The sequence below is a fragment of the Citrobacter freundii complex sp. CFNIH9 genome, from assembly GCF_002903305.1.
GTDB lineage: Bacteria > Pseudomonadota > Gammaproteobacteria > Enterobacterales > Enterobacteriaceae > Citrobacter > Citrobacter portucalensis.
Window position 1 is genome coordinate 3343158 of record NZ_CP026238.1, and the last position, 18621, is coordinate 3361778.

The 18621-nt window shown below is 51.6% G+C and carries 18 protein-coding genes; 8 read left to right on the plus strand and 10 right to left on the minus strand.

Features of this window, described 5'->3' with window-relative positions; genetic code table 11:
* Positions 1-11 precede the first annotated feature (11 nt).
* Genes maiA through mhbT form a run of 4 tightly spaced genes read right to left on the minus strand, consistent with a single transcriptional unit; the run spans position 12 to position 3789 of the window.
* Positions 12-656, minus strand: coding sequence for a maleylacetoacetate isomerase (maiA, locus tag C2U43_RS17170; RefSeq protein WP_003834489.1), 645 nt, complete (start codon positions 654-656; stop codon positions 12-14).
* An 8-nt stretch (positions 657-664) separates the two neighbouring features.
* Positions 665-1366, minus strand: a complete 702-nt coding sequence (locus C2U43_RS17175) for a fumarylacetoacetate hydrolase family protein (RefSeq protein ID WP_032943989.1) — start codon at positions 1364-1366, stop codon at positions 665-667.
* A gap of 15 nt (positions 1367-1381) precedes the next feature.
* Positions 1382-2419, minus strand: coding sequence for a gentisate 1,2-dioxygenase (gene gtdA / locus C2U43_RS17180; RefSeq protein ID WP_103285546.1), 1038 nt, complete (start codon positions 2417-2419; stop codon positions 1382-1384).
* An 11-nt stretch (positions 2420-2430) separates the two neighbouring features.
* Entirely contained in the window at positions 2431-3789 is a 1359-nt protein-coding gene (mhbT, locus tag C2U43_RS17185) for a 3-hydroxybenzoate transporter MhbT (protein WP_103285547.1), read from the minus strand.
* Between the two features lie 126 nt (positions 3790-3915).
* On the opposite strand from mhbT, the gene C2U43_RS17190 reads away from it, so the two are divergent.
* The 6 genes from C2U43_RS17190 to C2U43_RS17215 all read left to right on the plus strand — a co-directional run bounded on the left by C2U43_RS17190 (position 3916) and on the right by C2U43_RS17215 (position 8210).
* A complete protein-coding gene (locus C2U43_RS17190; protein ID WP_071444684.1) occupies positions 3916-4824 on the plus strand; it encodes a LysR substrate-binding domain-containing protein in 909 nt (302 codons plus the stop codon).
* A gap of 131 nt (positions 4825-4955) precedes the next feature.
* A complete protein-coding gene (locus C2U43_RS17195) occupies positions 4956-5360 on the plus strand; it encodes a CidA/LrgA family protein (protein ID WP_003834497.1) in 405 nt (134 codons plus the stop codon).
* Entirely contained in the window at positions 5357-6052 is a 696-nt protein-coding gene (locus C2U43_RS17200) for a CidB/LrgB family autolysis modulator (RefSeq protein WP_003027380.1), read from the plus strand. Before C2U43_RS17195 ends, C2U43_RS17200 begins: the two co-directional genes overlap by 4 nt.
* Positions 6053-6200: 148 nt before the next feature.
* Entirely contained in the window at positions 6201-7085 is an 885-nt protein-coding gene (cdd, locus tag C2U43_RS17205) for a cytidine deaminase (RefSeq protein WP_008785263.1), read from the plus strand.
* A gap of 163 nt (positions 7086-7248) precedes the next feature.
* On the plus strand, positions 7249-7968 hold the full coding sequence (sanA, locus tag C2U43_RS17210; protein ID WP_003027383.1) for an outer membrane permeability protein SanA: 720 nt from the start codon (positions 7249-7251) through the stop codon (positions 7966-7968).
* 2 nt (positions 7969-7970) lie between these two features.
* Positions 7971-8210, plus strand: coding sequence for a DUF2542 family protein (locus tag C2U43_RS17215; RefSeq protein WP_003834502.1), 240 nt, complete (start codon positions 7971-7973; stop codon positions 8208-8210).
* A gap of 51 nt (positions 8211-8261) precedes the next feature.
* Here C2U43_RS17215 and mglC read toward each other — a convergent pair whose 3' ends face one another.
* From mglC to folE, 6 genes are all read right to left on the minus strand, one after another.
* Entirely contained in the window at positions 8262-9272 is a 1011-nt protein-coding gene (gene mglC / locus C2U43_RS17220; protein WP_003027393.1) for a galactose/methyl galactoside ABC transporter permease MglC, read from the minus strand.
* 15 nt (positions 9273-9287) lie between these two features.
* Positions 9288-10808 (minus strand): galactose/methyl galactoside ABC transporter ATP-binding protein MglA, encoded by a 1521-nt coding sequence (mglA, locus tag C2U43_RS17225; RefSeq protein WP_003027396.1) that lies wholly within the window; start codon positions 10806-10808, stop codon positions 9288-9290.
* A 71-nt stretch (positions 10809-10879) separates the two neighbouring features.
* A complete protein-coding gene (mglB, locus tag C2U43_RS17230; protein WP_003027399.1) occupies positions 10880-11878 on the minus strand; it encodes a galactose/glucose ABC transporter substrate-binding protein MglB in 999 nt (332 codons plus the stop codon).
* 293 nt (positions 11879-12171) lie between these two features.
* Positions 12172-13197 (minus strand): HTH-type transcriptional regulator GalS, encoded by a 1026-nt coding sequence (gene galS, locus C2U43_RS17235; protein WP_032943995.1) that lies wholly within the window; start codon positions 13195-13197, stop codon positions 12172-12174.
* A gap of 144 nt (positions 13198-13341) precedes the next feature.
* Positions 13342-14499 (minus strand): DUF418 domain-containing protein YeiB, encoded by a 1158-nt coding sequence (gene yeiB, locus C2U43_RS17240; RefSeq protein ID WP_048215912.1) that lies wholly within the window; start codon positions 14497-14499, stop codon positions 13342-13344.
* 14 nt (positions 14500-14513) lie between these two features.
* Positions 14514-15182 (minus strand): GTP cyclohydrolase I FolE, encoded by a 669-nt coding sequence (gene folE, locus C2U43_RS17245; protein ID WP_003027410.1) that lies wholly within the window; start codon positions 15180-15182, stop codon positions 14514-14516.
* A gap of 322 nt (positions 15183-15504) precedes the next feature.
* Between folE and fghA the strand changes: the two genes are divergently transcribed.
* The gene (gene fghA, locus C2U43_RS17255) at positions 15505-16341 is read left to right on the plus strand and encodes an S-formylglutathione hydrolase (protein WP_103285548.1); all 837 of its coding nucleotides are present in this window, start codon (positions 15505-15507) and stop codon (positions 16339-16341) included.
* A 279-nt stretch (positions 16342-16620) separates the two neighbouring features.
* Positions 16621-18606, plus strand: coding sequence for a ligand-gated channel protein (locus C2U43_RS17260; protein WP_103285549.1), 1986 nt, complete (start codon positions 16621-16623; stop codon positions 18604-18606).
* The last annotated feature ends 15 nt before the right edge of the window (positions 18607-18621 follow it).

Below are 18621 nucleotides of genomic sequence, written 5' to 3' on the forward strand. Positions count from 1 at the left end.
CGTTCTCCTTATCAGGCTGGAATTTTATCTTGTTGATTCTCGGGCGCGGCGGCGATAAACGCCGGAAGCTGAGTACAGGCATCATATACCGCCTTACAGCGCGGATATCCGCTCAGATCGCACCCCATACGTAACGCGTTCGCCCACTGTGGGATCAGACAGCAATCCGCCAGCGTCGGCGCATCACCCACGCAGAACTTTCCCGAATGACTCTGGCGCAGCATCTGTTCCACCGCGCTTAACCCTTGCTGGATCCAATGTGCATACCAGCGTTTTTTATCTTCTTCACTGACCTTTAACTCTTCGCTCAGGTAGCGCAGTACCCGCATGTTATTCACCGGGTGGATATCACAGGCGATGGCATAGACAATTTCCAGCACCTTACTGCGCACCGGGAAGTCGGCAGGCAGCAGTGGCGTTTGCGGAAAGTGGCCATCCAGCCAGTCAATTATTGCCAGCGACTGCCCAAGTGATTCTCCGTCATCGGTCACCAGAGTCGGCACCAGTCCCACCGGGTTCATCCGTCGGTAGGCCAGTTCGTTCTGCTGACCGATGCGAATGTTGACGCCCACCGTCTGGTAATCCAGCCCCTTCAGCGCCAGCGCAATGCGCACCCGATATGACGCCGAGCTATTAAAGAAACTGTACAGCTTCATCATCCACCTCAGACAATCTTCACGGCGATGGGGGTTAAACCGTCTACGTTTCCGGTGATCACATCCCCTTTCACTACCGCCCCCACGCCTTCTGGGGTACCGGTGTAGATCAGATCGCCCGGCTGCAGTTCAAAGAAACCAGACAGATAGCTGATGGTTTCATTCACAGACCAGATGAGGTGGCGAATATCGCTACGCTGATGATCGTCGCCGTTGACCTGCAACCAGATTGGCGCATTGTTAACATCCACACTTTCGCTGGCTTTATGCAGCGGCGCGATGGGTGCGGAGAGATCAAACGCTTTGCCAATTTCCCACGGACGCCCCATCTGCCGCATCTCCATCTGCCGATCACGGCGGGTCATATCCAGGCCGGTGGCATAGCCCCAGATATATTCGTGCGCTTTTTCCAGCGGAATATCACTGCCCTTTTTGCCAATCGCCACCACCAGCTCTATCTCATAGTGATAGTTATCGGTTTGCGATGGGTACGGCAGTTCGAGGATCTGACCAGCCGCCACCGGGACTACCGCATCGGCAGGTTTACAGAAAAAGAACGGTGGTTCGCGATCCGGATCAAAGCCCATTTCACGGGCATGAGCGGCATAGTTACGGCCCACGCAGTAAACACGGCGCACAGGAAATTGTTCATCACAGCCAACAACCGGAACGGTAACAGGCGCTTGTGGTTCAAATACGTATTGCGTCATTTTCTCTCTCCCAAATTAATAGCGTGCTTCGCGGAACAACCCCAGTGCTTCCTGAACCGGTCTGTCCGAAAAACTGAATAAGACGGTATCTTCGTGGGTCTGGAACGACACGCCGTGCCAGGTCGGCACCACAAAGATATCTTTTGGCGAAAAGTTGAAGGTCTCGTTACCAATGGTGACCTGCCCACTTCCTTCCACCACGTGGTAGATAGTGCTGTCGGTGGTACGCGCCATTCGTGAGGAAAAGCCCTGCGGCAACAGTTGCAGGAAGGTTCCCATCGAAGGCATGGGATAACCGCCGGTTACCGGGTTGACGTAACGCATCTTGTAACCGTCCCACTCATCGGCGTCGCCCATGCGCGTCAGGTCATGCAGTGCTTCACGGCTGCGATCGTAGCGATAGTTAAAAATCGGCGATGAGTTACCTTTCTGATGACGCAGCGGCAGCATATTGGCCGCGTAGCGCGGTAAGTAATCCCCTTCCTTGCGCGTGACCGGCTGCTGATCTTCCGGGTTGTCTTCCGCAAAGCCACAGCCCAGCAGGTTCACCAACGGCAGGTCCAGACCGTCCAGCCACACCACCGGTTCACTGCCCGGGTTGCCGTGATCGTGCCAGCGCCACTGCGGCGTCAGAATAAAATCGCCTTCATGCATCTGGGTGCGCTCACCGTCCACAGCGGTAAATGCCCCTTTCCCTTCGACAATAAAGCGCAGCGCAGACTGATTATGACGATGACTCGGCGCAACCTCGCCCGGCATAATTAACTGCAATCCCGCGTACAGCGTTGGGGTGATTGAAGACTGTCCACGCAGCATTGGGTTTTCCAGCACCAGCACGCGGCGAATCGCCTCTTTCGCGCCAATCAGATCGCCACTTTCCAGCAGCAGCGGGCGGATCTCCTGATAGTTCCAGTACGCAGGCGCGCAATGTGCGTTCGGTGTTGGCGGCACCAGGCGGTGCAGCGACTCCCACAGAGGGGTCAGATTCTGCCCGGAAATATGCTGGTAAAACTGCTGACGGCTGTTCTTAACGTCCTGATTCAGTTCAGACATAGGGATTCTCCTTATTCATTCACAACACCTGCGCGTGGCAGAGTATTTGAGGCAGAGGCCGACTGGCGGATAACAACCGTCAGCAGCGTAAGCATTACCGCGCTGATGGCCGCCGGGACGGCAATAATGAAAAACAGGTTATCGAATGAGAAATTCATCGCCATCATCACCCCGCCGGAAAGCGAGCCGACAATCGCGCCGCAGCGCCCCACTGCATTAGACCAGCTGACGCCCGTCGCCCGGCTTTGTGTCGGATAAAGCGTAGCGGTTAACGCATTAAGACCAACCTGAGAACCGCTAATGCCGATGCCGGTGCCAAAAATAGCCAGTGCCATCAGCCACAGACCGTTTTCGCTCAGGCCAATCATGACGATGCACACTGCGCCCAGCGCATAACTCACGGCCAGCACGCGGAAAGGATTGTATTTGTCCATCAGCACGCCCAGCGCCAGTGCCCCCAGCGTTCCTCCAATCTGGAAGGCGGCAGTTACCCAGGAGGCATGCTGCAGATCAATTCCACGATGGTTAAGCAGCGTTGGCATCCAGCTGGAGAGCAGATAAATAATCAGCAGGCTCATAAAGAACACTACCCATAGCATCAGAGTAATAGGCAGCTGTCGCCCAACGAACAGCTGGCGAATGCTGCCTTTAGCTATCGCGGCACCTTCGTTGAGATAAAAATGGGTATTGTCATAACGTTCCCGGGTGATGGTGCTAACGGTTCTGGCAATCACGTTTTGCGGCAGTTGACGACGAACCTGCCAGCGCGGGGATTCCGGTAGCGCAAACAGCAGAGCAACAAACAGCATTAGCGGTAGAACGCCTCCCAGCACCAGAATGCCGTGCCAACCAATCACCGGCACCAGCTGTGCGCTGACGATACCGCCCATTGCCGATCCCAGAGTAAAGCCACAGAACATCATGGTGACCAGTGCGCCACGCCGACGCGCGGGCAGGTATTCCGAGGTCATAGTAATGGTATTCGGCATCGCGCCGCCCAGCCCTAAGCCGGTAAGAAAGCGCAAAATAACCAGCGTTTGCAGATCGGGTGAAAAAGCCGAAATTAGACTAAGCGCACCGAACAGCGCCACGCAGAGTTCTATCACTCGTTTGCGGCCAAAACGGTCGGACAGCGGGCCACAGAGCAGCGCGCCAGCGGTCAGCCCCAGCAGACCTGCACCAAACAGCGGTGCCAGATCGCCGGCAGTAAGCTGCCAGTGAGTGCGAATATCGGGTGCGATAAAACCAATCGCCGCGGTATCAAATCCGTCAAGCATGACAACCAGAAAACAGCAGATAATCACGCGCCACTGCGTCTTACCGACGGGGGCGGAATCGATCAGTGCTTGTAGATCACGTTGTTGAGTCATAGTGAATGCCTCAGTGCAGGTAGAGTAGATGTCTGTTTTGTTTTAGGTATGTTGCGACTTTGTATGTTTGGAGATGAAATGTACAATGGCTTTTCATGCAGAGGCATAACCTGGAGGTTATATCAAATGGCAAACTGGGCGCAGAAACTGAAGTTGCAACACCTGCAAACGCTTATCGCGCTGGGCGAACAGGGAAATCTGACGCACGTCGCCCGGATGATGAATATCACCCAGCCCGCGTTGTCGAAATGGTTATCACAGCTCGAAGATGAGATTGGCATCACGCTCTTTGAACGTCACAGTAAAGGCTTGCGTCCTTCCGAAGGCGGCAAGTTGCTACTGCAACATGCCCAACGCCTGATCAATGATATGGAGCGTTCGCAGTATGAAATCGCCCGTTTTAAGCAAGGCGGCCTTGTAGGGAGTCTGAAGATTGGCTGCTCGCCGGTAGCGACCGACTGTGTTTCACAGGCAATACTGGGTTTGCTCACAGAACTGCCAACCCTGCATCTAAATATTGAAGAGAAAGTGATGACCCCGCTGCTGCACGATCTGCTCGCGGGTTCGGTGGATGTCGTCGTCGGTCGCGTCGGCGGTCGGGCGCTTCAGTTGCCGCTCAATTATCAGGTGCTGTATACCGAGCCGGTCTGTTTCGTCGCCCGCCCCGACCATCCCTTAGCAAAATATCCCCTGCTCACCTGGCACGATCTGGCTAACTGGCGCTGGATTGTCTGGCCGACAGGAACCCCTATCCGGATAAGCATTGATAACGCGCTGGTTGATAACGGCGTAATGTTGCCGGAAAACATCATTGAATCGGCATCAATCAACGTCAGTACCAACCTGCTGCAAAGTAGCGACATGATCTCTATTCTTTCTCTACGGCTGGCACAACGGTATGCCGCCCAGGGACAACTGGTTATCCTGAATCTGCCGAAGATTGAACAAAAAGGCAGCGTCGGCGTATTCTGGCGCAACAACGAAACGCCTACTACCGCCCTGAATCGTTTTCTGTACTACCTGGCACAAGTTTAGCGCGGAGAGTTAGGGCCATCGCCCGATGTTCCAGATATCTATTTCCTCTATGCTTAGAATTCATGATGTGATCGGTAGCACGTTTTTAAGTTTAATTGTATGATGAATCAGTCTCGTCAAGGGTTTCAACTATGAGCAAAGCACTGAACGTTATCTGGCAATATTTGCGCGCATTCGTCCTGATTTATGCCTGCCTCTATGCAGGTATTTTTCTTGCATCGCTACTCCCTATCACCATTCCGGGCAGCATTATCGGCATGCTGATTCTGTTTGTTTTACTGGCTTTGCAGGTGTTACCGGCAAAATGGGTTAACCCCGGCTGCTACGTGCTGATTCGCTATATGGCCCTGTTGTTTGTCCCGATTGGCGTGGGGATCATGCAGTACTTTGACCTGCTGCGCGCGCAATTTGGTCCGGTGGTGGTGTCTTGTACCATCAGTACGCTGGTCGTTTTCCTGGTGGTAAGTTGGAGCTCGCACATTGTGCACGGTGAGCGCAAAATCGTTGGGCAAAAAGAGGCTAAAGCAAAAAAATGATGTCGTATATCTGGTGGTCGTTACCTCTTACGCTGGCGGTATTTTTTGGCGCACGTAAGCTGGCAGCTCGCTTTAAAATGCCTTTGCTGAATCCGCTGCTTGTTGCCATGGTGGTGATCATTCCCATTCTGCTGCTGACAGGTATTCCCTACGATCACTATTTCAAAGGCAGCGAAGTGCTGAACGATTTGCTGCAACCTGCCGTGGTCGCGCTGGCCTATCCGTTATACGAACAGTTGCACCAGATTCGCGCCCGCTGGAAATCAATCATTGCTATCTGTTTTGCCGGGAGCGTTGTGGCGATGGTAACAGGTACAACAATCGCCTTGTTGATGGGCGCATCACCACAAATTGCCGCGTCTATCATGCCAAAATCGGTCACTACACCTATCGCTATGGCCGTGGGAGGCAGTATTGGCGGCATTCCGGCGATCAGCGCCGTATGCGTCATTTTTGTCGGCATTCTCGGGGCGGTATTTGGTCATACGTTACTCAATGCCATGCGTATCCGCACTAAGGCCGCTCGTGGGCTGGCAATGGGCACCGCGTCGCACGCCCTGGGCACCGCACGCTGTGCGGAACTGGACTATCAGGAAGGTGCGTTTAGCTCACTGGCGCTGGTCATCTGCGGCATTATTACCTCACTGGTTGCCCCGTTCCTGTTCCCGATTATTCTGGCAGTGGTGGGTTAATCTTCATTTTTTAGCTATTTATTTGCGATGCGTTGCACATTTTTCATTTAAGTTTCATAAGTTGCATACACAATGAGATTTGGATCACATATAAAGCCATAACAGGCCCGTAAACTACGATTCCATTACATTGTTATGAGGCATCGCCATGCATCCACGTTTTCAAACTGCTTTTGCCCAACTCGCGGATAACTTGCAATCAGCCCTGGCCCCTGTTCTGGCGGATGCACATTTCCCCGCCATGCTAACTGCTGAGCAGGTCTCTTTGCTGAAACGCGAATCGGGACTGGACGAAGACGCGCTGGCATTCGCTCTGCTGCCGCTGGCTGCGGCCTGCGCACGTACTCCGCTGTCCAACTTCAACGTTGGGGCAATTTCTCGCGGCATCAGCGGCAACTGGTACTTCGGTGGGAACATGGAGTTCCTGGGCGCGACCATGCAGCAAACTGTTCATGCCGAGCAAAGCGCTATCAGCCACGCCTGGCTGCGCGGTGAAAAAGGGCTCGCCGCCATCACCGTCAACTACACGCCGTGCGGCCACTGTCGCCAGTTTATGAACGAACTGAACAGCGGACTGGATTTACGGATTCATCTGCCGGGACGTGCGCCACACATGCTGCGTGATTACCTGCCAGATGCCTTCGGCCCGAAAGATCTGGAGATTAAAACGCTGCTGATGGACGATCAGGATCACGGCTTCGCGCTGCAGGGCGATGCGTTGACCCAAGCGGCAATCACTGCTGCCAACAGATGTCATATGCCGTACAGCAAATCCCCAAGCGGCGTGGCGCTGGAGTGTAAAGATGGCCGTATTTTTAGCGGCAGCTATGCTGAAAATGCCGCCTTTAACCCGACCCTGCCACCGCTGCAAGGCGCGTTAAACCTGTTGAATCTGAACGGTTATGATTATCCAGATATCCAACGCGCCGTGCTGGCTGAAAAAGCCGACGCGCCGTTGATTCAGTGGGATGCGACCTCCGCCACGCTGAAAGCACTGGGCTGCAATAATATTGAGCGCGTTCTCCTGGGTTAATCGACTCAATAACGCCGGTTCGTAGGCCGGATAAGGTGTTTACACCGCTATCCGGCACTATGCAGAATGCCTAAAATCCCCTCAATCAGACTGCTGTTTCTTGCGCTACGTCTTCCGGTACAGTAGCCTGATTGAAATTCCATCCAAATAACGAGTTTTCTGCATGTTAAAGCGCGTGTTTTACAGCCTGTTAGTCCTGTTAGGCTTGCTGCTTTTGACTGTGCTTGGACTCGATCGCTGGATGAGCTGGAAGACTGCTCCCTACATTTACGACGAACTGCAGGATTTACCCTACCGCCAGGTCGGTGTGGTTCTGGGCACGGCGAAGTATTACCGCACCGGCGTCATCAATCAGTATTACCGCTACCGCATTCAGGGCGCATTGAACGCCTATAACAGCGGGAAGGTAAACTATCTGCTGTTAAGCGGCGACAATGCCCAGCAAAGCTACAACGAACCCATGACGATGCGTAAGGATCTGATTGCCGCAGGCGTCGATCCCGCTGACATCGTGCTTGATTACGCCGGGTTCCGCACGCTCGACTCCATCGTGCGTACCCGCAAGGTGTTCGATACCAACGATTTCATCATTATTACCCAGCGATTCCACTGTGAGCGCGCCTTGTTTATTGCGCTGCATATGGGCATTCAGGCCCAGTGCTACGCCGTACCTTCGCCAAAAGATATGCTCACCGTGCGGGTACGTGAATTTGGTGCCCGTTTTGGCGCACTCGCCGATCTCTACATTTTCAAACGTGAGCCTCGTTTTTTAGGCCCACTGGTGCCCATCCCTACCATGCATCAGGTACCGGACGATGCGCAGGGGTATCCGGCGGTCACGCCTGAACAATTACTCGAATTACAAAAGAAACAAGGAAAATAAGCATGGAAGGAAAAACGATCTTTATCGTTATTGGCGTACTGATGATTGTTCTCTGGACGTGCAGAGAAGGCCTGAAGGGACTGCGTTCCGGTATCGTCGAGAAAACAGTGAAAGGTTCGCAGACGCCAATGATCATTTCTCGCGCTAAAGAACCCAGCACTTACTGGAGCTATATCATCGTTTATTTCGGTATGGCCATTGGTGCACTGTTCACTGGTATCTGGTTACTCTTTATCAAATAAAAAAACCGATGCAGAATGCCTCTGCACCGGTTTTATTTTTCTCTTCCCAGATTACTTCTTACGCGCGTACTTCAGTGAGTCCAGCGCGACCGCGAAGATGATAATGCCGCCTTTGATAATATACTGCCAGTACGGGTTCACGCCGATGTAGGTCAAACCGTAGTTGATGACGGTGAAGATGATCACACCGGTCACTACGCCAAACACGGTACCTACCCCGCCGCTGAACGACACGCCGCCAACCACGCACGCCGCAATCGCATCCAGCTCATACATAAAGCCGAGGTTGTTGGTCGCTGAGCCGATACGTCCGGCTTCCAGCAAACCACCGAAGGCATAGAACACGCCAGACAACGCATAGATAATCAGCAGGTTCAGCGCAACGTTTACACCGGACACTTTCGCAGCTTCCGGGTTTCCGCCGATGGCGAAAATGTTTTTACCGAAGCGGGTCTTGTTCCACAGCACCCACACAAAAGCCACCGCAATCAGCGCATAGAAAGTGATGTAGGAGAGTCGGAAACTGCCCAGTGCAATAAAGCCCTGCGCAAAGGTTGAGAATCCACTGTCAAAGCCAGAAATTGGCGATGCGCCGACGAAGTCGTAGTACAGGGAGTTGATCCCGTAAACGATAATCATCGTACCCAGTGTGGTAATAAACGGCGTTACGTTCAGATAAGCAATGATAATACCGTTCACCAGACCGATAATGGCGCCAATCACGCAGACAATCAGCACCACTACAATGATCGGCATCGTCGCCATTTCCGGGAACACCTTGTTGGCATTCTCCATCGACTGCAACAGAGTTGCCGCCACCACTGCCGCCAGGCCAACCTGACGCCCCGCCGACAGGTCGGTCCCTTGGGTAACAATCAGTCCAGCCACACCCAATGCGATAATAATACGCACCGAGGATTGCGTGAGAATATTACTCAGGTTCAGTAAGCTTAAGAAAGTGGGATCCTGGAAAATAATAATCGCCAGCAAAACCAAAAGAACAACGTAAATTCCGCCTTCTTTCAGGTAAGTAAGAAAACTTTTCTTATTTAACGCACTCATGAGGAGCCCCTAATCTTAAAGGTGCAAAGACGCAAGACGGAGGATTTCGTTTTGCGTTGTTGTTTTAGTGTCAACAATTCCAGCAACGAGACCATTGCTCATCACCAGAATACGATCGGTAATACCCAGCAGCTCCGGCATTTCAGAGGAAATAATAATAATCCCCTTATCCTTTTTCGCGAGTTCGGCAATCAACTGATAAATTTCAAATTTCGCACCAACATCGATTCCGCGCGTCGGTTCATCCAGCATCAGAATTTCTGGCTGGGTTAATAACCAACGACCAATAACCACCTTTTGCTGATTACCGCCAGAAAGTGAACCGATTTGCGTACGATGACCCGGTGTTTTTACCCTCATGGAGTCAATTACCCACTGGGTATCACTCTTCATGCGGGAATTATCCAACAGACCAACTTTGTTTTTATAGTTTTGGATATTGGAGATTAACGAGTTAAAACCAATGTCCAGATACGCATAAATACCGGTTGAACGGCGCTCTTCCGTGACCAGTGCAAAACCATGGTTGATGGCTTCATTTGCACTGTGGTTATTAATTTTTTTGCCGTGTAGCGTAATCGTACCTGATGATTTCTCACGAATACCAAAAAGCGTTTCAACGATATCCGTGCGTTTTGCGCCTACCAGACCTGCAATCCCAAGAATCTCCCCTTTGTGCAAATCAAACGAGATATCACGAATCGACGGCTGGCGCAGCGAGGTCAGGTTACGCACTTGCAGAATGACTTCACCAGGTTTGTTTTCTTTATCCGGAAAACGTTGGTTCAGTGAACGTCCAACCATCATGGCGATGATCTTATCCATATCCAGCCCTTCCAGCGGCTGGGTCGCAATCCACTGGCCATCGCGCAGAACGGTAATTTCATCGCACAGCTGGAAGATTTCTTCCATTTTGTGAGAGATATAAACAATACCGCATCCACGCTCTTTCAGCTTACGGATGATGGTGAACAGATGGTTAACTTCTTTTTCGGTTAACGATGAAGTTGGCTCATCCATGATGACGATTTTGGCGTCATAGGAGAATGCTTTCGCAATTTCAATCATCTGCATTTGTGAAACGGATAATGTGCCGACACGCGCACGCGGATCGATATCAATATCCAGTTCATCAAATATCGCTTTGGTATCGCGGTACATTTTTTCCTGATCGACAAACATGCCTTTGGTGGGATAGCGTCCCAGCCACATGTTGTCCATTACAGAACGTTGTAATACCAGGTTTAATTCCTGGTGTACCATCGAAATACCATTTTCAAGCGCTTCTTTCGCAGAATGAAAATCGATTTCTTTACCCTGAAATAAAATACTGCCGGAATCTTTTTGATAGATGCCGAAAAGACATTTCAATAATGTTGATTTCCCCGCGCCATTCTCTCCCATTAGGGCGTGAATAGAATGCGGGCGGACTTTTAAATTGACATTATCAAGCGCCTTAACGCCGGGGAAGGACTTGTTGATGCCGGTCATTTCCAACAAGTATTCGCCTGACGACTGAGTATGTGTGCTGACCATAATTATACCTTGTTGGCCTTGCAGAGTGCGTTATTAAGGGCGCAATGAAATTGCGCCCACATACGGAGTATTTATTTGTTGGTGAACTCTGCCAGATTATCTTTATCGACACCTACGTACGGAACGCGAACAATCTTGTTCTCAATTTTCCAGTTAGTGCCATCTGCCGCACCTTTGCCGTCAGCCAGGTTTTTCGCCAGATCGAAGGTGGCTTTCGCCTGGTTGTTGGCATCGTTCAGCACGGTACCGGCCATGGCGCCAGATTTCACCAGAGCCAGAGCTTCAGGCAGCGCATCCACACCAAATACTGGTACGCTGGTTTTGTTGTGCGCTTTCAGCGCTTCAACTGCACCCATTGCCATCGCATCGTTGTTAGCGATAACCACTTCAATTTTGTTCGCGTTTGGACCTGACATCCACGCATCCATCTTATCTTTCGCCTGAGCGGTATCCCACATTGCAGTATCTAACTGCAGCTGCTCAGTTTTAATGCCTTTGTCGTTCAGCTCTTTAATCACGTAAGTGGTACGTGCTTCAGCATCCGGGTGTCCCGGTTCGCCTTTCAGCAGAACAAACTGAATTTTGCCGTCTTTGTTCAGGTCCCAGTTCGGGTTAGCTGCCCAGTGTTTGGCAATCAAATCACCCTGAATAATGCCGGACTCTTTAGAGTCGGTACCGACGTAATACGCTTTGTCATAGCTGTCCAGCGCTTTACGAGAAGGTTCTTTGTTGAAGAATACGATCGGTACGTTCTGTCCGCGTGCTTTTTCAATGACCGTGCCAGCAGCTGCCGGGTCAACCAGGTTAATCGCCAGTGCTTTAACGCCTTTTGCCAGCAGCACGTCGATCTGATCGTTTTGTTTGGACTGGTCGTTCTGCGAGTCGTTCATCAGCAGCTGTACATCTGGTGCCGCTTTGGCATCTTTTTCAATAGCCTTACGTACTACAGACATAAAGTTATCGTCATACTTATAGATAGTCACACCAATGCGGGTATCAGCAGCGTGCGCAGCCGCGCCGAATAACATGCTTGCCATTACAGCAGACAGGGTCAACACCTTCTTATTCATGGTATCTCCGGTTTTATTATGCAGGGTAGTACTTGAGATAAATGCTCGGCAGGCAGAACGTTACTGAAGTGTTACTGAACGCCGAAGCTCACTTTTAAAAAATATTTCTTCCGTGTCTGGCAACGCTCCAAAAACAGGCTTTAATTTTTGTTTAAGGCACCTATACCTCGATGAAAGTGATTATTCACCGTTACATAGTAGTTACAGCGCAACAAACAGTGTCATCATAGCTATCGCATTGTTAATATACTGTGAATTTACTCACATATTGAAAGCGGTTACATCGCGCAACGTTATGAGTTAGTGATCGGTGCCGCATTCTGCCGCAGCGCTACTGAATGGCGACGCACCAGCGTTGGCATAAAACAATGTGACGCCTGCGGATCCAACGTGCCAGCCGCCCCCTGTAGCGCAAGCTCCGTCGCCATTTTTGCCATTGAGGCAATGGGATAGCGCACAGTGGTTAGCTGCGGATCGGTGTAACGCGCGATGGGAATATCATCGAAGCCAATGATAGAAAGGTGTAATGGAATAGCGATGCCGTTATCTTTTAGCGCAGTCAGCGCGCCGGCTGCCATATTGTCGTTATAAGCGAAGACCGCCGTCAGTTGTAAGTTACGCCCCAGCAATTCCACCATCGCGGACTCTCCGCCCTGCATATCGGGCGAACCAGTGCCGACCCAGCTTTCTGCCGCAACAATCCCCTGCTCTTTCAGGGCAGTTAACCACCCTTCTTTGCGCATGGCGTCATCTTCAATACGGTGGCTTGATGCCAGATAACCGATGCGTTGATGACCATTATTTAGCAGCATTCGGGTAGCCATTTTGGCACCGCTGATGTTATCCAGGCAGACGCAACGGTGTGCGTAGCCAGGAACAAGGCGGTTGATCAGAACCATGCCGGGAATTTGATCCATAAACTCGGCCAGCTCCCGATCGCTCAGCGCTTTAGAGTGTACAATCAGCGCGTTACAGCGTTGGCGAATCAACACCTCAATGGCATGACGTTCTTTTTCCGCCTCATGGTAGCTGTTGCCAATCAGGACATACTTCTGATGCTGCTGGGCAACCATATCCACGGCTTTTACCAGCGCGCCAAAAAACGCATCTGATACATCCATGACGACAACACCAATCGTGTCGCTTACCTGCGTCGCCAGTGCTTGTGCGTTGGCATTAGGTCGATAGCCAAGCTGAGTGACTGCCTTCATTACCGCTTCACGCGTATCGGGACTCACCAGCGCACTGTTGTTCAGTACGCGGGAAACGGTCGCTACAGAAACGCCAGACTGCCGTGCCACATCACGAATGGTTACCATATTCACTGCCCTGTTTTAGATTGCGGCTGCCCGCAGACACCCCAGGCTGGGTATTTTGTCAGCACAATGAAACGGACTGCGTGAGTGATGTCACAGGAATGAAAGCGCTTACATCCATTTTGTTAATGAATGTGATCCAGATCGTTATCTGGATGTTCGCGGTAATGATGTCCCCGCAGCACGCAGGGTTAATTGACGCCACAGCCATTCCACCGGGCCCTGGCGGTAAAAACGCAGCCATATGACAGAGAAAAGTAAGTTAATCGCCCAGACCGGGATGACGAAAAACAGCAGCTCCAGCCGGTCAAATTTCATAAATAAACCGGCCTGATAAAACAACGTGGTGCAGATTAAGGTTTGTAACAGATAGTTGGTTAATGCCATGCGCCCCACACAGGCGATAGCAATGACCCATTTGAAGCGACTAAGCTGCGGCCAGAAACCAAACATCAGCGCAGCATAACCAATGGTTTGCAAAGGCGCCCCCAGCTCTCGCGGGGCTTGTAACAGGAAGGCACACCAGCGGTAGGCCCAGTCCAGATGCCACTGAGCGATGATAGCAGGCAGGTTAATCGCCATGCCGATAATAACCAGCAAAACGCCAGTGCGTCGATAATGCTGCAAACTGTACTGCCCTTTTAGCCAGCCGCTACGCATTAATGCCGCGCCGAGCAGCATCATCCCCGCCAGTTGCCAGCCATATTGCGCGCCTAACGCCAGCAAGCTATTGGACATCATATCCACGCGATTGCTGATTGCTTCCATTCCGCCGTTCACTTTCCAGTATTTTTCATACAGCAGCGCTGAAGCATCCGGCGTCCAGGCCCGGCTGGTTTCGCTCCCGGAGATCACACCCAACAGCAGCAATACACCAACGCCCGCCAAATAAAGCACCACGCCGGTGTTAAACAAGCTTTTCACCGACGGCGCATCCCGGATCAGCCGCCAGCAAATCAGGCCGATCAAGCCATATGCCAGCAGGATATCGCCATCCCAGAAGAGTAAACCGTGAATGAATCCCAACAGCACCAGCAACGTAAGCCGCGACTGGATCCAGCGTTTACCACGCGGGAGCAGCATTTGCAGACCAGCACCAAACAGCAGAGCAAACAGCGTGAGGAATTTTACCTGCGCGAAGAGATCGAGCAGCGCCCAGGTCCAGGCGTCAGATAAGGTAATGTCGCCATACCAGGCGGGATTGAGATATGCCGCCTTCGGCAAGCCAAAGGCGCTAATATTGAGAAGCAGGATACCAAGAATGGCAACGCCACGAATAAAATCCAGCGTGACATTACGCTCCATGGTTCCTGCCCTAATCAGTTGTGATGACGTACTGCGCGCAGAAATTCCTGACGCGTGTTCTGGCTGGACTTAAACAATCCGCCAAGAGAAGTGGTGGTGGTCGCACTGGTCGCATCGCGAATGCCGCGCGCTTTCACACAGTAATGCACCGCATCAATCGATACCGCCACATTATTCGTCCCGAGCAGCGTTTGCAGCGCGGTGAGAATTTGCTGGGTCAGACGTTCCTGTACCTGCGGACGCTGCGCAAAGAACTGCACAATGCGGTTAATCTTCGACAGACCAATGACCGAATCTTTCGGAATATACGCCACCGTCGCTTTGCCATCGATAGTGACAAAGTGGTGTTCGCAGGTGCTGGTCAGCGTGATATCGCGAACCGTGACCATCTCGTCCACCTTCATTTTGTTTTCAATGACGGTGATTTTCGGGAAGTTGGCGTAATCGAGGCCGGAGAAAATCTCATCGACATACATTTTCGCAATGCGATGCGGAGTTTCCATCAGACTGTCATCGCTCAAATCGAGATTGAGCAATTGCATAATCTCGGTCATATGGCCAGAGATAAGACGTTTGCGTGTTTCGTTATCCATCTCTTGCACGGGCGGGCGCAGCGGGGTTTCGAGACCACGCGCAACCAGCGCTTCATGAACCAGTGCCGCTTCTTTACTGAGTGATGACATTTCTTCTTCTCCTGCAGGTGGGGCGCCTCTGCCCTGCATGGGGCAAAGTTTTTAGGCTGTGTCACAGCCAGAACATTGTGCGTGAGGCGGCGCACATAATCCAGTATTCACCGTGATAATTATTGAAATTGGCACAGCCTTTCAGCGTTGCTGATTTCACTTGTCGTTCAGCCCGGTGACGTCGAGTGTTAATGTAAAGTTATATAGATGATGAAGTATGTTTGCTCAATGCGGAAGTGAAAGTTACTCACAGTGCTATGAATAATCTGTATTATGATGAGTTCGCAAACACATTCAGGTTCAACACAACAAGGAGCCACGCATGGAAATGCTTGAAGAGCACCGCTGTTTTGAAGGCTGGCAGCAACGCTGGCGTCACGACTCCGCCACGTTAAATTGCGCCATGACCTTCAGTATTTTTCTTCCACCACCCCGTGATAACGCCGCGCCTCCGGTGCTGTACTGGCTGTCGGGCCTGACCTGTAATGATGAAAACTTCACTACCAAAGCAGGCGCGCAGCGCATTGCAGCGGAGCTGGGTATTGTTCTCGTGATGCCGGACACCAGCCCGCGCGGCGAGCAGGTTGCCAACGATGATGGCTACGATTTAGGTCAAGGGGCCGGATTTTACCTCAATGCCACCCAGCAGCCGTGGGCAACGCATTTTCGTATGTATGACTATCTGCGTGATGAGCTTCCGGCACTGATTCAGTCGCAGTTTAACGTCAGCGATCGCTGCGCCATCAGCGGACACTCCATGGGCGGCCACGGCGCATTGATTATGGCGCTGAAAAATCCCGGGAGATACACCAGCGTTTCCGCCTTTGCGCCGATCGTAAACCCTTGTCGTGTTCCGTGGGGTGAGAAGGCTTTTAGCGCTTATCTGGGCGAAGATAAAACACAGTGGGCAGAGTGGGATAGCTGCGCGTTAATGCTGACCAGCAAACCCGCAGACGCGATTCCGACGCTAATCGATCAGGGAGACAGCGATCAGTTTCTTGCCGATCAGTTGCAGCCCGCGGTACTGGCCGAAACTGCCCGTCAGACCGCATGGCCAATGACGCTACGCATCCAGCCTGGTTACGACCACAGCTATTACTTTATTGCGTCGTTTATTGAGGATCACCTGCGCTTCCACGCCCAGTATTTGCTGAAGTAATTCCTGAGTTGAGGGCGGAAGCCCTCTTCATTTCTCCATCATTCCTTCACTTTTTCTCCTTTTTTCTTTCCACACTATCTTATTGATTAAAAAAGCATTTCACTCCAAATCATATCAAACACAAATGATTTCTATTATCATTTGTTTTTACAAATATTCATACTTTTGTACAATCCCCCCGCTTCTTTACTGAAAAGAGTCCTTAAAAGACAAATACATACAATTGTCATGGCCTTTCACATGACGCGCAGTTTGATTCATTTAAATGGAATGATACAAATGACTATACCTCACGTTAAGGCTGTAGCTGCCGCAGTATGCGTCGCCTGCCTCCCATCACTCGGCCATGCCGCTGAACAAGACACCGTGGTCGTTACCGCTACCGGTTTCGAGCAGAAAATTCAGGATGCCCCGGCTTCAATATCTGTTATTACCAAGCAGCAGATTGAGGACAAAGCCTATCGAGATGTCACCGATGCGCTAAAAGATGTCCCTGGCGTCGTCGTCACTGGCGGGGGGAGCAGCAGCGATATCAGTATTCGCGGTATGGCTTCGCAATACACACTCTTCCTGGTCAACGGTAAACGCATCAGCACCCGCGGTACACGTCCTAACAGCGACAACTCAGGTATTGAGCAAGGTTGGCTGCCGCCGCTGGAATCCATCGAGCGTATCGAGGTAATCCGCGGCCCGATGTCGTCCCTCTATGGCTCTGATGCGATGGGCGGCGTCATTAACGTCATCACCAAAAAAGTATCGAATACTAAAGCCTGGACCGGCTCTTTGCACGGCGATGCCACTTTCCAGGAAGACAGAGACTCCGGCGATATTTACCAGACCAACGCCTATGCGTCTGGACCACTGATTGACGGATTACTTGGCGCGAAGGTGACCGGATTATTCTCCCACCGCGCGGAAGATGAAATCGTAAATGGCTACAATGAACAGCGTATGCGTAGCGGGGGATTAACCCTGAACTTTACGCCAGATGATAAAAACGACATCGATTTCGATTACGCACGTGAATTGCAGGATCGCGACAGTACGCCAGGCAAATCCATGGCAGAGGAAAACTGCCGTAACGGAAGCTGTAAGCCCAACAGTAAAAGCGAAAACAAGTATGTGCACACCACGTACTCAATAACCCACAGCGGTTATTACGACGACTTCAACTCCACCAGTTATGTCCAGCAGGAAGAGACCGATAACCCCGGTCGCCAGATGAAGTCTTACAACACGATTTTCAATAACCAGAACCAGGTCTTCCTTGGGGCACACACCCTGACGCTAGGCGGGCAATACCGTTATGAAAAACTACGCGATAACGGCAACCAGCTGCAAGCGGCTGATGGACTGAACAAACTGACCCGCTGGAGCTGGGCGCTGTTTGCTGAAGATGAATGGGCCGTAACCGATACCTTCACGCTGACCGGCGGTCTGCGTATGGATAAGGATGAAAACTACGGTGACAACTGGACGCCGCGCGGCTATGGCGTATGGCATCTGAGCGATCAGTGGACCTTAAAAGGTGGCGTTTCCGCGGGCTATCGTGCACCGGATCTGCGCCAGTCTTCTGCCAGTTGGGGACAGGTTACCGGCGGTGGTCGTCTGAACGGAATCATTGTCGGCAACCCGGATCTGAAGCCAGAGAAAAGCCTCAGCGAAGAGATCGGTTTACTGTGGGATAACGGCAACAACCTCAACGCAGGCGTTACATTGTTCAATACCGACTTTAAAAACAAAATCACCGAAGTTCGCCGTTGTAACAGCAGTTCCGATCCGGCCTGCACCATCGGCAATACGACTTATGACTTCGTCAGCGATCGCGTTAACGTCGATAAAGCCAATATGCGCGGCGTAGAATCCACCTTCGGCTGGAAAATAACCTCTGACGTCAACTGGACCGCGAACTACACCTACACGGAATCTGAGCAGAAAAGCGGTCAGTTCTCTGGCCAGCCGTTGAACAAAATGCCGAAGCATATGTTTAACACGACGCTGGACTGGCAGGCTACGCAGGATCTCGGTTTCTGGAGCCGTCTGAATCTGCGCGGGAAAACGTCTGAATACCTGAGCCGTACCTCAATGGCACAGGGCACTCCGTCCTATACTCAGGTCGACGTTGGTTTACGTTACTACGCTACCAAGGATCTGTTGATGACCGCTGGCGTGTATAACGTGCTGGATAAACAAATCGATTACGATACCTACGACACCGTTCTTGATGGACGTCGTTACACGGTTGGCATGACTTACAGCTTCTAAGTTAGGCGCAATAAA

Bases quoted from the DNA above. Each gene is read 5' to 3' on its own strand.
- folE (WP_003027410.1), bottom strand. From the start codon at position 15,182: ATGTCATCACTCAGTAAAGAAGCGGCACTGGTTCATGAAGCGCTGGTT.
- yeiB (WP_048215912.1), bottom strand. From the start codon at position 14,499: ATGGAGCGTAATGTCACGCTGGATTTTATTCGTGGCGTTGCCATTCTT.
- mglB (WP_003027399.1), bottom strand. From the start codon at position 11,878: ATGAATAAGAAGGTGTTGACCCTGTCTGCTGTAATGGCAAGCATGTTA.
- C2U43_RS17260 (WP_103285549.1), top strand. From the start codon at position 16,621: ATGACTATACCTCACGTTAAGGCTGTAGCTGCCGCAGTATGCGTCGCC.
- cdd (WP_008785263.1), top strand. From the start codon at position 6,201: ATGCATCCACGTTTTCAAACTGCTTTTGCCCAACTCGCGGATAACTTG.
- C2U43_RS17190 (WP_071444684.1), top strand. From the start codon at position 3,916: ATGGCAAACTGGGCGCAGAAACTGAAGTTGCAACACCTGCAAACGCTT.
- gtdA (WP_103285546.1), bottom strand. From the start codon at position 2,419: ATGTCTGAACTGAATCAGGACGTTAAGAACAGCCGTCAGCAGTTTTAC.
- C2U43_RS17200 (WP_003027380.1), top strand. From the start codon at position 5,357: ATGATGTCGTATATCTGGTGGTCGTTACCTCTTACGCTGGCGGTATTT.
- mglC (WP_003027393.1), bottom strand. From the start codon at position 9,272: ATGAGTGCGTTAAATAAGAAAAGTTTTCTTACTTACCTGAAAGAAGGC.
- maiA (WP_003834489.1), bottom strand. From the start codon at position 656: ATGAAGCTGTACAGTTTCTTTAATAGCTCGGCGTCATATCGGGTGCGC.
- C2U43_RS17175 (WP_032943989.1), bottom strand. From the start codon at position 1,366: ATGACGCAATACGTATTTGAACCACAAGCGCCTGTTACCGTTCCGGTT.
- sanA (WP_003027383.1), top strand. From the start codon at position 7,249: ATGTTAAAGCGCGTGTTTTACAGCCTGTTAGTCCTGTTAGGCTTGCTG.
- galS (WP_032943995.1), bottom strand. From the start codon at position 13,197: ATGGTAACCATTCGTGATGTGGCACGGCAGTCTGGCGTTTCTGTAGCG.
- mglA (WP_003027396.1), bottom strand. From the start codon at position 10,808: ATGGTCAGCACACATACTCAGTCGTCAGGCGAATACTTGTTGGAAATG.
- fghA (WP_103285548.1), top strand. From the start codon at position 15,505: ATGGAAATGCTTGAAGAGCACCGCTGTTTTGAAGGCTGGCAGCAACGC.
- C2U43_RS17195 (WP_003834497.1), top strand. From the start codon at position 4,956: ATGAGCAAAGCACTGAACGTTATCTGGCAATATTTGCGCGCATTCGTC.
- C2U43_RS17215 (WP_003834502.1), top strand. From the start codon at position 7,971: ATGGAAGGAAAAACGATCTTTATCGTTATTGGCGTACTGATGATTGTT.
- mhbT (WP_103285547.1), bottom strand. From the start codon at position 3,789: ATGACTCAACAACGTGATCTACAAGCACTGATCGATTCCGCCCCCGTC.